The 13,046-nt window shown below is 72.2% G+C and carries 12 protein-coding genes; 8 read left to right on the top strand and 4 right to left on the bottom strand.

Annotated features, from left to right (window positions below):
* Positions 1–2: 2 nt before the first annotated feature.
* Both paaB and paaA read right to left on the bottom strand, forming a co-directional pair.
* Positions 3–302, bottom strand: a complete 300-nt coding sequence (gene paaB / locus ACIBUY_RS14720) for a 1,2-phenylacetyl-CoA epoxidase subunit PaaB (RefSeq protein ID WP_365560205.1) — start codon at positions 300–302, stop codon at positions 3–5.
* Positions 299–1,294, bottom strand: coding sequence for a 1,2-phenylacetyl-CoA epoxidase subunit PaaA (gene paaA, locus ACIBUY_RS14715; RefSeq protein ID WP_365560203.1), 996 nt, complete (start codon positions 1,292–1,294; stop codon positions 299–301). The genes paaB and paaA overlap by 4 nt, the downstream gene beginning before the upstream one ends.
* Positions 1,295–1,553: 259 nt before the next feature.
* Between paaA and ACIBUY_RS14710 the strand changes: the two genes are divergently transcribed.
* From ACIBUY_RS14710 to ACIBUY_RS14700, 3 genes are read left to right on the top strand one after another with little or no spacing between them, the layout of a single operon-like run.
* Positions 1,554–2,423 (top strand): DUF5819 family protein, encoded by an 870-nt coding sequence (locus tag ACIBUY_RS14710; RefSeq protein ID WP_365560201.1) that lies wholly within the window; start codon positions 1,554–1,556, stop codon positions 2,421–2,423.
* Positions 2,420–3,661: an HTTM domain-containing protein gene (locus ACIBUY_RS14705; RefSeq protein WP_399152757.1), complete on the top strand. Its 1,242-nt coding sequence runs from the start codon at positions 2,420–2,422 to the stop codon at positions 3,659–3,661. The genes ACIBUY_RS14710 and ACIBUY_RS14705 overlap by 4 nt, the downstream gene beginning before the upstream one ends.
* Positions 3,662–3,671: 10 nt before the next feature.
* A complete protein-coding gene (locus tag ACIBUY_RS14700; protein WP_365560196.1) occupies positions 3,672–4,469 on the top strand; it encodes a TrmH family RNA methyltransferase in 798 nt (265 codons plus the stop codon).
* 26 nt (positions 4,470–4,495) lie between these two features.
* On the opposite strand, the gene paaN is transcribed toward ACIBUY_RS14700, so the two are convergent.
* A complete protein-coding gene (paaN, locus tag ACIBUY_RS14695; protein WP_399152756.1) occupies positions 4,496–6,193 on the bottom strand; it encodes a phenylacetic acid degradation protein PaaN in 1,698 nt (565 codons plus the stop codon).
* A gap of 182 nt (positions 6,194–6,375) precedes the next feature.
* On the opposite strand from paaN, the gene ACIBUY_RS14690 reads away from it, so the two are divergent.
* Together ACIBUY_RS14690 and ACIBUY_RS14685 are read left to right on the top strand one after the other, a co-directional pair.
* Positions 6,376–7,884, top strand: coding sequence for a 3-hydroxyacyl-CoA dehydrogenase (locus ACIBUY_RS14690; RefSeq protein WP_399152755.1), 1,509 nt, complete (start codon positions 6,376–6,378; stop codon positions 7,882–7,884).
* Positions 7,881–8,489 carry a TetR/AcrR family transcriptional regulator gene (locus ACIBUY_RS14685; protein WP_365560190.1) on the top strand — a complete coding sequence of 203 codons (609 nt, stop codon included), beginning with the start codon at positions 7,881–7,883 and terminating at the stop codon, positions 8,487–8,489. Before ACIBUY_RS14690 ends, ACIBUY_RS14685 begins: the two co-directional genes overlap by 4 nt.
* A 75-nt stretch (positions 8,490–8,564) precedes the next feature.
* Here the strand turns inward: ACIBUY_RS14685 and ACIBUY_RS14680 are convergent, their stop codons facing one another.
* Positions 8,565–9,086, bottom strand: coding sequence for an Lrp/AsnC family transcriptional regulator (locus ACIBUY_RS14680; RefSeq protein WP_399152754.1), 522 nt, complete (start codon positions 9,084–9,086; stop codon positions 8,565–8,567).
* Positions 9,087–9,260: 174 nt separating this feature from the next.
* Here ACIBUY_RS14680 and pdhA point away from each other — a divergent pair, with 174 nt between their 5' ends.
* From pdhA to ACIBUY_RS14665, 3 genes are read left to right on the top strand one after another with little or no spacing between them, the layout of a single operon-like run.
* Positions 9,261–10,424 carry a pyruvate dehydrogenase (acetyl-transferring) E1 component subunit alpha gene (pdhA, locus tag ACIBUY_RS14675; RefSeq protein WP_399152753.1) on the top strand — a complete coding sequence of 388 codons (1,164 nt, stop codon included), beginning with the start codon at positions 9,261–9,263 and terminating at the stop codon, positions 10,422–10,424.
* Positions 10,421–11,440: an alpha-ketoacid dehydrogenase subunit beta gene (locus tag ACIBUY_RS14670; protein ID WP_399152752.1), complete on the top strand. Its 1,020-nt coding sequence runs from the start codon at positions 10,421–10,423 to the stop codon at positions 11,438–11,440. The genes pdhA and ACIBUY_RS14670 overlap by 4 nt, the downstream gene beginning before the upstream one ends.
* A 19-nt stretch (positions 11,441–11,459) precedes the next feature.
* Positions 11,460–13,046, top strand: coding sequence for a dihydrolipoamide acetyltransferase family protein (locus ACIBUY_RS14665; RefSeq protein WP_399152751.1), 1,587 nt, complete (start codon positions 11,460–11,462; stop codon positions 13,044–13,046).

Below are 13,046 nucleotides of genomic sequence, written 5' to 3'. Positions count from 1 at the left end.
TGTCACAGGTGCTTCACCCCTTCCGGGATCTCGTAGAACGTCGGGTGCCGGTAGGGCTTGTCGGCGGCCGGCTCGAAGAACGGGTCCTTCTCGTCCGGCGACGAGGCGGTGATCGCCGTGGACGGCACGACCCACAGGGAGACGCCCTCGCCGCGGCGCGTGTACAGATCCCGCGCGTTGCGCAGGGCCAACTCCGCGTCCGGGGCGTGCAGGCTGCCCGCGTGGGTGTGGGAGAGGCCGCGGCGGGAGCGTACGAAGACCTCCCACAGGGGCCAGTCCGCGCTGGTCCGGTTCTCGCTCATGCCGCCCTGCCTTCTCGCGTCCGTGCCGTGTCCGTCGTGGCGTGCTTGGCCGCGTGGGCCGCGGCGGCCTCACGCACCCAGGCGCCCTCGTCGTGGGCGCGCCTGCGCTGGGTGATCCGCTGTTCGTTGCACGGGCCGTTGCCCTTGAGGACGTCCTTGAACTCCGCCCAGTCGATCGGGCCGAAGTCGTGCTGCCCCCGCTCCTCGTTCCACTTCAACTCCGGGTCGGGGAGCGTCAGTCCGAGGGATGCGGCCTGCGGGACGCAGATGTCGACGAAGCGCTGCCTCAGCTCGTCGTTCGAGTGGCGCTTGATCTTCCACTCCATGGACTGCGCGGAGTGCGCGGACTCGTCGTCGGGCGGGCCGAACATCATCAGGGACGGCCACCACCAGCGGTCCACCGCGTCCTGCGCCATCGCGTGCTGGGCCTCGGTGCCCCGGCTCAGGGCGAGCAACAGCTCGTACCCCTGGCGCTGGTGGAAGGACTCCTCCTTGCAGATGCGGACCATGGCGCGCGCGTACGGACCGTACGAGCAGCGGCACAGCGGCACCTGGTTCGTGATCGCCGCGCCGTCCACCAGCCAGCCGATCGCGCCGACGTCGGCCCAGGTCAGCGTCGGGTAGTTGAAGATCGAGGAGTACTTCTGGCGGCCGCTGTGGAGCTTGTCGAGCAGCTCGTCGCGGCCGGTGCCGAGGGTCTCCGCCGCGCTGTACAGATACAGCCCGTGCCCGGCCTCGTCCTGCACCTTCGCCATCAGGATCGCCTTGCGGCGCAGGGAGGGCGCGCGCGTGATCCAGTTGGCCTCGGGCTGCATGCCGATGATCTCGGAGTGGGCGTGCTGGGCGATCTGGCGCACCAGCGTCGCCCGGTAGGCGTCGGGCATCCAGTCGCGGGGCTCGATGCGCTCGTCCGCCGCCACGGCGGCGTCGAACGCGGCCTGGAACGTCCCTGTCGTCTCTGCCGCCGTCTGGTGCGGCGCTGCTGTCGCCATTCCCGGTCCCCCTCGACCTTGGGCTCCCGACCGATCGTTCGGTTCGTCGGATTCAATGGTGGGACGCGGCGCCGTAGGGTGTCAACCCTGAGCCGCCGAGCCTGTGGATAACCTCGGGCGGCTGTGCCGATCGGCCGCTCCCCAGTACCGTTCCGGTGCGTCGCACGCGCCGGGCGCGACGGCGCGGAATCGGTTCGCCCGCGGGCGGCCGTGCGGCACGGACCAGGGGAACGTACGGACCGGGGAACGGGGAACACCGATGGAGACGGAAGCAGGCGCCGCGGGCGGGGCCGCCCGGCGCACGCCGAAGGAGGCGGGCGCGCTGCCGCCCGATCCACCGGACGCCCCGCCGACGCCGCCGGCCCCGCCGTCCGCGCCGTCCGTGCCGTCCGTGCCGTCCGGGCCGTCGGATGCCGTCGAGTCGCCCGCGGGACCGCCCGTGCGCCGGGGCATCGGGGCGCTCTCCCCGCGCTACCAGGTGGTCGCCGCACTGGCCCTCGCGGCCGTCGCCGCCGTCACCTGTGCCCACGTCCTCATGGTGTTCCTGCACGTCGCACCGGCGAACACGGTGTCCAAGCAGCACTCGGCCGCGATCGACGACTGGATCTACCCGGAGTTCGAGCAGAACTGGAAGCTGTTCGCCCCGAACCCGCTCCAGTCGAACATCGCCGTCGAGGTCCGTGCCGAGGTGCGCGACTCGGGCGGCGAGCGGCGCACGACGGGCTGGTACGACCTGTCCGCGCGGGACGCCGCCGACATCGACGGGAACCTGCTGCCCAGCCACACCCAGCAGAACGAGCTGCGCCGTGCCTGGGACATCTACCAGTCCACGCACGACCTCCAGAACCGGCCCAGCGGACTGCGCGGGACGCTGTCCGAGCAGTACCTGCGGCGCATCCTCGTCCTGCGCCTCGACCGGCTCGGCGTGGCCGGCAAGGGCGACGTCGTCGAGCGCGTCCAGGTCCGCTCCCGCACGACCATGGTGGAGCCTCCGAAGTGGAGTGACGAGAAGGTGAGCCAGAAGCCGGTCTACCGGCAGGTGCCCTGGTGGACGGTGACGTCGCGCGACGCCCCGCTCGACAGCGGCACGCACCTGCGGGTGCAGTCCGCGACGGGCGGTGTCCGATGAGCCGTACGCACGTGAGCCGTACGCACGTGGAGCCGACCCGCGTCGAGAAGATGCTGAGCGCGGGCCTGGAGCGCATCACCGCCTCTCCGCTCGGCCGCTACCAGAGCGCCGTGATCCGGATCGGCTTCTCCGCGACCTGGCTGCTGTTCCTGCTGCGCGAGTTCCCGCACCGCCAGGAGCTGTACGGGCCCGACGGGCCCTGGAGCTGGAACCTGGCGCAGCAGCTCATCTCGGACAACCACGCCTTCACCGCCCTGATGTGGTCCGACGGGCAGGCGTGGTTCGAGCTCGTCTACGCCGTGGCCGTGCTGGCCTCCGTGCTGCTCATGCTGGGCTGGCACACCCGCGCCATGTCGGTCCTGTTCATGGTCGGCGTGCTCTCGCTGCAGAACCGCAGCATCTTCGTGGGCGACGGCGGCGACAACGTCATCCACCTCATGTCGATCTACCTGGTCTTCACCCGCTGCGGACAGGTGTGGTCACTGGACGCGCGGCGCGCCGCACGCGCGCGTGCCCGGCAGGTGCCCGCCGACCGCGGTGGCATCGTCGTGTGGTGGGTCATCGGTCTCGCCCTGTCGGCGCTCACGTTCACCGGCGACGTGAGTGGCGGCTGGCTGACCCTCTTCTGGGGGCTGTGGGCCGCCCAGGCCGTGTGGTGGCTCGTCGACCGCCGCGCCGAGGGCGGCCAGCTGAGGCTGCTGTGCGACATCGTCGGCAACGTGGTGCACAACGCCGCCCTGCTGGTGATCATGGTCGAGGCGTGCCTGATCTACGCGACCGCCGGCTGGTACAAGATCCAGGGCAGTCGCTGGCAGGACGGCACCGCGGTCTACTACCCGCTGCACCTGGACTACTTCTCGCCGTGGCCCGTTCTCGGTGACCTGTTGACCGCGGTCGGGCCGATGGTGCTGCTCGTGACGTACGGGACGGTCGCCGTGCAGGTCGCCTTCCCGTTCACGGTCTTCAACCGGCGCGTGAAGAACGTCCTGTTGGTGTGCATGATGCTCGAGCACGCGGTCATCGCCGTCGTGCTCGGACTGCCCTTCTTCTCGCTCGCGATGATCGCCGCCGACGCGGTGTTCCTGCCGACGTCCTTCCTGTTGCGCATCGGCGGCTGGGCGGCACGCGCGCGTGGTCGCGTTCTCGGTGGCCGTACGCAGGAGGCGGTGGTGCCCGGACCGCGGCCGGAGCAGGAGGCCGAACCGCTGGCGGCCGAGGTACCCACGGCCCGCACGTAGGCTTCCTGCCATGAGCGGGACGAGCACGGACGACGGCGTGGACGGCGGCTTCGCGGGACCGGAGGAGGCCGTACGCGCCTGGCGGCGGCGGGCCGACGCGGCCGTGCTGCTCGACGGGTTCCACGCCCTCAAGCACGCCGTGCGCTTCGGCGCCGAGGTCCCCGTCGCCCTCGCCGTGGACCGGGCGGCCGTGCTCGACCTGGCCGCCGACCTCGCCCCCGACGTCGTACGGGAGCTGGACGCGCGCCTGGTGGAGGTGGCCGAGGACGTGCTGCGGGCGCTCGTGCCGCGGCTGCACCCGACCGGGGTCGCCGCGCTCGCGGGCCGCCCCGCACGCGACCGGAACCTGGCCGCCCTGGCCCGTACGGGACGCACGGCTCCGGTCGTCGTCCTCGACAACCCGCGCAACCTCGGCAACGCGGGCGCCGTCATCCGCCTCGCCGCCGGATTCGGCGCGACCGGCGTCGTCACGACGGGCAGCCTCGACCCCTGGCACCCCACCGTCGTGCGGGGCGGGGCCGGGCTGCACTTCGCGACCGCCGTGGAGCGGCTCGCCGTCGAGGAGCTGCCGAGCGGGCCGCTGTACGCGCTCGACCCCGAGGGCGCGGACATCCGCGGCCTCAAGCTGCCCGACGACGCGCTGCTCGCCTTCGGGTCCGAGCGCAGCGGCCTGTCCGCCGAACTACGCGCGCGTGCCGACCAGTTGGTGTCCCTGCCGATGCGGCCCCAGGTCTCCAGCTACAACCTGGCGACCAGCGTCGGCATGACCCTCTTCCACTGGAGCGCGCACAGCACGTACGCGCCCTAGGGCCTGTCCGGGGACGTCAGGAGACTTCAGGAGGCCTCCCGGCGGACCTCCACCACCCGGAAGCGGTTCGCCACGAAGGCGCTGTCGCACAGCGCCGCGTTCGCCGCGGGGTTGCCGCCCGAGCCGTGGAAGTCGGAGAACGCCGCCGTCTGGTTCACGTACACCCCGCCCGTGAGGTTGAGCGAGAGCTGGGCGCACTCCTCCAGGCAGACCTCCTCGACGGCCCGGGTGACCTCTTCGGAGGTGGTGTACGCGCCGACGGTCATCGCACCCTTCTCGCGCACCGTGCGCCGCAGCAGCTCCACCGCGTCCTGCGTGGAGTCGACGGCCACGGCGAAGGAGACGGGGCCGAAGCACTCGCTCATGTAGGCGGCCTCGGCGTCGGGCTTGGCGCCGTCCAGCTTCACGATCACCGGGGTGCGCACCACGGCGTCGGGGAACTCCGGGTTGCTGATCTCCCTCGAGGGCAGGGCGACTTCACCGAGCCCGGCCGCGGCCTCCAGGCGGGCCTTCACGTCCGGGTTCACCAGCGCTCCGAGCAGTCCGTTCGCCCGGGCGTCGTCGCCGAGCAGGCCGCCCACCGCGCGCGCGAGGTCCGCGACGACCTCGTCGTACGACTTGGGGCCCTGGTCGGTGGTGATGCCCTCGCGCGGCACCAGCAGGTTCTGCGGGGTCGTGCACATCTGGCCGCTGTACAGGGACAGCGAGAACGCCAGGTTCGCCAGCATGCCCTTGTAGTTGCCGGTCGAGTCGATGACGACCGTGTTCACGCCGGCCTTCTCCGTGTAGACCTGCGCCTGCCGGGCGTGCGCCTCCAGCCAGTCGCCGAAGGCCGTCGAGCCCGTGTAGTCGATGATCCTGACTTCGGGGCGCACCGCCAGGGTCTTGGCGATGCCCTCGCCGGGCCGCTCGGCCGCGAGCGCCACCAGGTTCGCGTCGAAGCCCGCCTCCGCGAGGACCTCGCGGGCCACCTGCACGGTGAGCGCGAGCGGCAGCACCGCGCGCGGGTGGGGCTTCACCAGGACCGGGTTGCCCGTCGCCAGGGAGGCGAACAGGCCCGGGTACCCGTTCCATGTCGGGAACGTGTTGCAGCCGATCAGCAGCGCGATGCCGCGCCCGACCGGGGTGAACTCCTTGTCCAGGACCAGCGGATCGCGCTTGCCCTGGGGCTTGGACCACTGGGCCGCACCGGGCGTGCGCACCTGCTCCGCGTACGCGTACGCCACGGCCTCCAGGCCGCGGTCCTGCGCGTGCGGGCCGCCCGCCTGGAACGCCATCATGAAGGCCTGGCCGCTGGTGTGCATGACCGCGTGCGCGAACTCGTGCGTGCGCGCGCTGATCCGCGCCAGGATCTCCAGGCACACCGCCGCGCGCACCTCCGCGCCCGCGTCCCGCCACGCGCGCATGCCCGCGCGCATGGCCGGCAGCAGGACGTCGATGTCGGCGTGCGGATAGGTGATCCCCAACTCGATGCCGTACGGGGAGACTTCACCGCCCACGAAGTCGTCCGTGCCCGGCTGGCCGAGGTCGAGGCGGGAGCCCAGCAGCGCGTCGAAGGCCGCTTTGCCGTCGGCGAGACTCAGGCTCCCGTCCTCCCCGTACGCCTTGGGGTGCTCGGGGTGCGGGGACCAGTACGCGCGCGCGCGGATCGCCTCCAGCGCCTGGTCGAGGGTCGGCCGGTGCTGGGTGATCAGGTCGTGCGCAGTGCTTTCGGCGGCGGCCATGGCGGACCAACTCCTCCTGGGCCACGGCTCTTCGTCGAGCCGCGAGCTGGGCAGGGACAGGCAGACAGAGTTAGAGTAACCGAACGATCGGTCGGGACAAGAGGGTGCGTGAAACCTGTGGAAAACCGGCCTAAAGAGACCCGGAGGGCCGGAGCGGGGTCACGTGCGGAAGGATCTCGCGCATGACAGCACATGACCGCCTCGTAGGCGTGGTGGGCACCGGCACCATGGGCCAGGGCATCGCCCAGGTCGCCCTCGTCGCCGGGCATCCCGTCCGGCTGTACGACGCCGTGCCCGGACGCGCGGAGTCGGCCGCGGAGTCGATCGCCGGGCGCCTCGACCGGCTCGTCGAGAAGGGCCGGATGACCGCGCAGGAGCGCGCGGCCGCCGTGGCCCGTCTCGCGCCCGCGGGGACGCTCGCCGACCTCGCGGACGCGACCCTCGTCGTCGAGGCCGTCCTCGAGCAACTGGACGTCAAGCAGCAGCTGTTCCGCGACCTGGAGGACGTCGTCGCGGACGACTGTCTGCTCGCGACCAACACCTCGTCCCTGTCGGTGACCGCGATCGGCGGGGCGCTGCGCCTGCCGGGACGCTTCGTCGGGCTGCACTTCTTCAACCCGGCACCCCTGCTGCCCCTGGTGGAGGTCGTCTCCGGATCCGCGACCGACGTCACCGCGGCCACGCGCGCGTACGAGACCGCCCGCGCCTGGGGGAAGACCCCGGTGGCCTGCGCCGACACCCCTGGCTTCCTGGTCAACCGCATCGCACGGCCCTTCTACGCGGAGGCGTTCGCCGTGTACGAGGAGCAGGGTGCCGATCCGGCCACCATCGACGCCGTGCTGCGCGAGAGCGGCGGCTTCAGGATGGGCGCCTTCGAGCTGACCGACCTCATCGGGCAGGACGTCAACGAGGCCGTGACGCGCTCCGTGTGGGAGGGCTTCTACCAGGACGTGAAGTTCCGGCCCTCGCTGGCCCAGCGCCGCCTGGTCGAGGCGGGACACCTGGGCCGCAAGTCGGGCCGGGGCTGGTACGCGTACGGAGACGGCGAGGAGCGTCCTGAACCGCACACCGCGGGACCCTGCGAGCCGCCCGCGCGCGTGACGGTCGAGGGTGACCTGGAGTCCGCGGGCGAGCTGATCGCGATGATGCGCGAGGCGGGCATCGAGGTGACCCTGGAGAGCGAGGACAACGGCACGCGCATCGTGCTGCCCAGCGGCGGACAGCTGGCGCAGGCGGACGGTCAGACGTCCGTCGAGTTCAGGGACGTCGTCTACTTCGATCTCGCGCTCGACTACCGTGCGGCGACCCGCATCGCGCTGGCCACCTGCCAGGACGGGAACCCGCGCACCCTGAGCGAGGCCGTCGGACTCTTCCAGGCGCTGGGCAAGAAGGTCAGCGTCATCGGTGACGTGCCCGGCATGATCGTCGCCCGCACGGTGGCCCGGCTCATCGACCTGGCGTACGACGCCCTCACGCGCGGGGTGGCCACCCAGGAGGACATCGACACCGCCATGCGGCTGGGCGTCAACTACCCACTGGGACCGCTGGAATGGAGCCGCAAGCTCGGCCGGAGCTGGGCCTGCGGCCTGCTCGAGGAGCTGCACGAGCGGGACCCTTCAGGACGCTTCGCGCCGTCCTTCGCCCTCCTGCGGCACTCGTACACCCCCAAGAAGTGGGAGAGCTCCGAATGACCACCGCACGCCGTGACACGACCGGGCGCCGCGACACGTACACGCCCGACACCCTGCTCGCCGTCGCGGTGACCGTCTTCAACGAGCGCGGCTACGACGGCACGTCCATGGAGCACCTCTCCAAGGCGGCCGGCATCTCCAAGTCGTCGATCTACCACCATGTGACGGGCAAGGAGGAGCTGCTGCGCCGTGCCGTGAGCCGCGCGCTGGACGGTCTCTTCGGGATCCTCGAGGAGGAACCCGCGCGCGTGGGGCGTGCGATCGAGCGCCTGGAGTACGTCACGCGGCGCATGGTCGAGGTGCTCACCGGTGAACTGCCGTACGTGACCCTGCTGTTGCGGGTGCGCGGGAACACCGACACCGAGCGCTGGGCCATGGAGCGGCGCAGGGACTTCGACCACCAGGTCGCCGCGCTCCTGAAGGCGGCCGCCGCCGACGGGGACGTACGCGGTGACGTGGAGGTGCGCCTGGCCACGCGCCTCGTCTTCGGGATGATCAACTCCATCGTGGAGTGGTACCGGCCCGACGGCGGCGGCCTGCGGGACCGCGAAGTGGCCGACGCGGTCGTGGAGTTGGTCTTCTCCGGGCTGCGCAAGGGCGCCTGACGGCGAGCAGCCTGACAGCGGGCAGCCTGACAGTGGGCAGTCCGGCAGCGGGCGGCCCGATCGGGCGCCGGGCGGTCAGGCCTCCGGCGCGCTCGCGTCCAGGGTCTCCTCCTCGAAGACCAGCAGCGTGCGCGTGCTGAGCACCTCGGGGATGGCCTGGAGTTTGGTGAGGACGAGCTCGCGCAGGGCGCGGTTGTCCTGGGTGTGCACCAGGATCAGCACGTCGAAATCTCCGCTGACCAGTGCGATGTGCGAGGCCTCCGGCATCCGGCGCAGCTGGTCGCGGACCGTGCGCCAGGAGTTCTGGACGATCTTGAGCGTGATGTACGCGGACGCGCCCTGGCCCGCTCTCTCGTGGTTGACGCGGGCACCGAAACCGCGGATCACGCCGTCGTCGATGAGGCGGTTGATACGCGCGTAGGCGTTCGCCCGTGACACGTGGACGCGCTCGGCGACGGAGCGTATCGACGCGCGACCGTCCTTCTGGAGCATCTGCAGGATGTCGCGGTCGATGGCGTCCAGCGGCCGTACCGCGGGGTCGGCACCGTCCGGGTCCCGGCCGCCGCCGGAGCCGTCGGCCATTTGTTCAGATGCCATGTGCCCCCGCCTCCTTACCATGGACGTACTGCGTTCATCTCAGGCTGTGGAGAACCGTTTGTCCACAGCCTGGAGGGGCCTGTAGCCAAAATGTGCCGACGACCGAACAATCGGTAGGTGAGGCGGGTCACACCCGACGCGCCCGCGAAGCCGCTCCCACGAGGAGGTGTCGTCATGACGGTCATGGAGCAGCGGGACGCCCGCGGCCCCGGGGCGCCGACCCCGCCGCCCGCCTGGCAGCCCCGCACGGACCCCGCGCCGCTGCTGCCCGACGCGCAGCCGTACCGGGTCCTGGGCACCGACGCCGCCGCGCAGGCCGATCCCGGTCTGCTGCGCCGGCTGTACGCGGAGGTGGTGCGCGGCCGGCGGTACAACGCGCAGGCGACCGCCCTGACCAAGCAGGGCCGCCTCGCCGTCTACCCCTCGACGACCGGCCAGGAGGCGAGCGAGATAGCCGCCGCCATGGTCCTGCAGGAGCAGGACTGGCTCTTTCCCAGCTACCGCGACACCCTCGCCGCCGTGGCCCGCGGCCTCGACCCCGTCGAGGCCCTCACGCTGCTGCGCGGCGACCGGCACACCGGGTACGACCCGCGCGAGCACCGCATCGCGCCCCTGTGCACGCCGCTCGCGACCCAACTGCCGCACGCCGTGGGCCTCGCCCACGCGGCACGGCTCAAGGGCGACGACGTGGTGGCGCTCGCCATGGTCGGCGACGGCGGCACCAGCGAGGGCGACTTCCACGAGGCGCTGAACTTCGCGGCGGTGTGGCAGGCGCCGGTCGTCTTCCTCGTACAGAACAACGGGTTCGCCATCTCCGTGCCGCTGGCCAAGCAGACCGCGGCGCCGTCCCTGGCCCACAAGGCCGTCGGGTACGGGATGCCGGGCCGCCTGGTCGACGGGAACGACGCGGTGGCCATGCACGAGGTGCTGAGCGAGGCCGTGTCCCGCGCGCGCGAGGGCGGTGGTCCGACGCTGGTCGAGGCGATCACGTACCGGATGGACGCGCACACGAACGCCGACGACGCGACCCGCTACCGCAGCGACGCCGAGGTCGAGACGTGGCGCGCACACGACCCGATCCTGCTCCTGGAGCGGGAGTTGACGAGCCGCGGGCTGATCGACGAGGCGGGGATGCAGGCCGTGCGCGACGACGCGGAGACGATGGCGGCGGCCCTGCGCGAGCGGATGAACCAGGACGCGGTGCTCGACCCGATGGACCTGTTCAGCCACGTGTACGCCGAGCAGACCTCCCAACTGCGCGAGCAGGCGGACCAGTTGCGGGCCGAGCTCGACGCCGAGGCGGAGATGGCGCAGATGTCCGAAGGAGGCCGGGCATGACCACGGTCGCCGACCAGCCGGTGAAGGCGGTCACCAAGCCCGCCACCATGGCGCAGGCCCTCGGGCGCGCGCTGCGCGACGCCATGGCCGATGACCCGTCCGTGCACGTCATGGGCGAGGACGTGGGCACGCTCGGCGGAGTCTTCCGGATCACCGACGGGCTCGCCAAGGAGTTCGGCGAGGACCGCTGCACGGACACGCCGCTCGCCGAGGCCGGCATCCTCGGCACCGCGGTCGGCATGGCGATGTACGGGCTGCGGCCGGTCGTCGAGATGCAGTTCGACGCGTTCGCGTACCCCGCCTTCGAGCAGCTGATCTCGCACGTGGCGCGGATGCGCAACCGTACGCGCGGGGCGATGCCGCTGCCGATCACCATCCGTGTGCCGTACGGGGGCGGGATCGGCGGCGTCGAGCACCACAGCGACTCGTCCGAGGCGTACTACATGGCGACGCCGGGCCTCACCGTCGTCACCCCCGCGACCGTCGCGGACGCGTACGGGCTGCTGCGGCAGTCCATCGCCTGCGACGACCCGGTCGTCTTCCTGGAGCCCAAGAGGCTCTACTGGGCGAAGGATTCCTGGAACCCGGAGCGGCCCGCGGACGTTGAGCCCATAGGCACCGCAATGGTCCGCCGCCCGGGGACCAGTGCCACGCTGATCACGTACGGACCGTCGGTGCCCGTCTGCCTGGAGGCGGCCGAGGCGGCCCGTGCGGAGGGCTGGGACCTCGAAGTGGTCGACCTGCGCTCGCTGGTGCCGTTCGACGACGCGACGGTCGCCGCGTCCGTACGCCGCACCGGACGCGCGGTCGTCGTGCACGAGTCGGGCGGCTTCGGCGGGCCCGGCGGGGAGATCGCCGCGCGCGTCACCGAGCGCTGCTTCCACCACCTGGAGGCGCCGGTGCTGCGGGTGGCCGGGTTCGACATCCCGTACCCGCCGCCGATGCTGGAGCGGCACCATCTGCCGGGTGTGGACCGGGTGTTGGACGCGGTCGCACGCCTCCAGTGGGACCAGTGACGGGGACGGGAGCGGGCTGATGGCACAGGTGTTGGAGTTCAAGCTGCCCGACCTCGGCGAGGGGCTCACCGAGGCGGAGATCGTGCGGTGGCTGGTGTCGGTCGGTGACGTGGTCGCCATCGACCAGCCGGTCGTCGAGGTGGAGACCGCCAAGGCGATGGTCGAGGTGCCCTGTCCGTACGGAGGTGTGGTCACCGCGCGTTTCGGCGAGGAGGGGGCCGAACTGCCGGTCGGCGCGCCCCTGTTGACCGTGGCGGTCGGTGCCGTGGAGGCCCCGGCGGACGGTGACGCGGCCCCGGAGCCCGAGGGCTCGGGGAACGTGCTGGTGGGATACGGGACGGCCGCGCCCCCGGCCCGACGGCGGCGGGTACGGACCGGCTCCGCCGGGGCTGCGGGATCGACGCCTGGGGTGCCCGATGCGGGGTCCTCCGCGGCGGCCCGCCGTTCCGCGAGCAGCGCGCCCGCGGCGCCCGCGGCGTCGCACGGGGAGGCCTCGTTGGCGGCCCGCCGTTCCGCGAGTGCCGCGGCCGCGTCGACGGTGGTCGCGGACGAGGTGGCCACGCGGCAGGCTCCTGCGCACCCGGCGGCCTCCACGGCAGCCACGGCTTCCACGGCAGCCACGGCTTCCACGACAGCCGCGGCCGGGCCTGCCACGGTGTCGGCCGGTGCTCACCCCGGGTCCGCCACCGTGACGGCACCCGCAGCGAGCGGACCCGTGCCCGTCGTCTCGCCGATCGTGCGCAAGCTGGCCCGCGATCACGGCCTGGATCTGAGGGAGTTGACCGGCTCAGGGCACGACGGACTGGTCCTTCGGGTGGACGTGGAGCGGGCCATCGCCGCCCGGGCCGAGGCCGCAGCCCCAGCCCCAGCCCCAGCCCCCGCGCCTGAACCGGAGCGGGCCGGGCACGGCCACCGCACGCCCCTGCGCGGCATCCGCGGCGCCGTCGCCGACAAGCTCTCGCGCAGCCGGCGCGAGATACCCGACGCGACCTGCTGGGTGGACGCGGACGCCACGGAACTCATGCACGCGCGCGTAGCGATGAATTCCGCGACCGGTCCCTCCGCCGGGCCGAAGATCTCCGTTCTCGCGCTGCTCGCGCGGATCTGCACGGCGGCGCTCGCCCGCTACCCGGAGCTGAACGCCACGGTGGACACGGAGCACCGCGAGATCGTCCGCTTCGACGAGGTGCACCTCGGATTCGCGGCGCAGACCGAGCGCGGGCTCGTCGTGCCGGTCGTCCGGGACGCCCACGCGCGCGGGGCCGAGTCGCTCAGCGCCGAGTTCGCCCGGCTCACCGAGTCCGCGCGGACCGGGACGCTGACGCCCGGGGAACTCACGGGCGGCACCTTCACGTTGAACAACTACGGGGTGTTCGGGGTCGACGGCTCCACGCCGATCATCAACCATCCCGAGGCGGCCATGCTCGGCGTCGGCCGGATCACGCCCAAACCATGGGTGCACGAAGGGGAGTTGGCGGTCCGCCAGGTCGTCCAGCTCTCGCTCACCTTCGACCACCGGGTGTGCGACGGCGGCACGGCGGGCGGCTTCCTGCGGTACGTCGCGGACTGCGTGGAACAGCCGGCGGTGCTGCTGCGCACCCTGTGA

Origin of the sequence: Streptomyces sp. NPDC050085 (assembly GCF_044460595.1) — a bacterium.
GTDB lineage: Bacteria > Actinomycetota > Actinomycetes > Streptomycetales > Streptomycetaceae > Streptomyces.
The sequence above is the reverse complement of the archived record's forward strand: the minus strand, read 5'-3'. Positions and strand labels throughout refer to the sequence as shown.

Coding starts and splice junctions, on each gene's coding strand:
- paaB (WP_365560205.1), bottom strand. CDS start 302: ATGAGCGAGAACCGGACCAGCGCGGACTGGCCCCTGTGGGAGGTCTTC.
- paaA (WP_365560203.1), bottom strand. CDS start 1,294: ATGGCGACAGCAGCGCCGCACCAGACGGCGGCAGAGACGACAGGGACG.
- ACIBUY_RS14710 (WP_365560201.1), top strand. CDS start 1,554: ATGGAGACGGAAGCAGGCGCCGCGGGCGGGGCCGCCCGGCGCACGCCG.
- ACIBUY_RS14705 (WP_399152757.1), top strand. CDS start 2,420: ATGAGCCGTACGCACGTGAGCCGTACGCACGTGGAGCCGACCCGCGTC.
- ACIBUY_RS14700 (WP_365560196.1), top strand. CDS start 3,672: ATGAGCGGGACGAGCACGGACGACGGCGTGGACGGCGGCTTCGCGGGA.
- paaN (WP_399152756.1), bottom strand. CDS start 6,193: ATGGCCGCCGCCGAAAGCACTGCGCACGACCTGATCACCCAGCACCGG.
- ACIBUY_RS14690 (WP_399152755.1), top strand. CDS start 6,376: ATGACAGCACATGACCGCCTCGTAGGCGTGGTGGGCACCGGCACCATG.
- ACIBUY_RS14685 (WP_365560190.1), top strand. CDS start 7,881: ATGACCACCGCACGCCGTGACACGACCGGGCGCCGCGACACGTACACG.
- ACIBUY_RS14680 (WP_399152754.1), bottom strand. CDS start 9,086: ATGGCATCTGAACAAATGGCCGACGGCTCCGGCGGCGGCCGGGACCCG.
- pdhA (WP_399152753.1), top strand. CDS start 9,261: ATGACGGTCATGGAGCAGCGGGACGCCCGCGGCCCCGGGGCGCCGACC.
- ACIBUY_RS14670 (WP_399152752.1), top strand. CDS start 10,421: ATGACCACGGTCGCCGACCAGCCGGTGAAGGCGGTCACCAAGCCCGCC.
- ACIBUY_RS14665 (WP_399152751.1), top strand. CDS start 11,460: ATGGCACAGGTGTTGGAGTTCAAGCTGCCCGACCTCGGCGAGGGGCTC.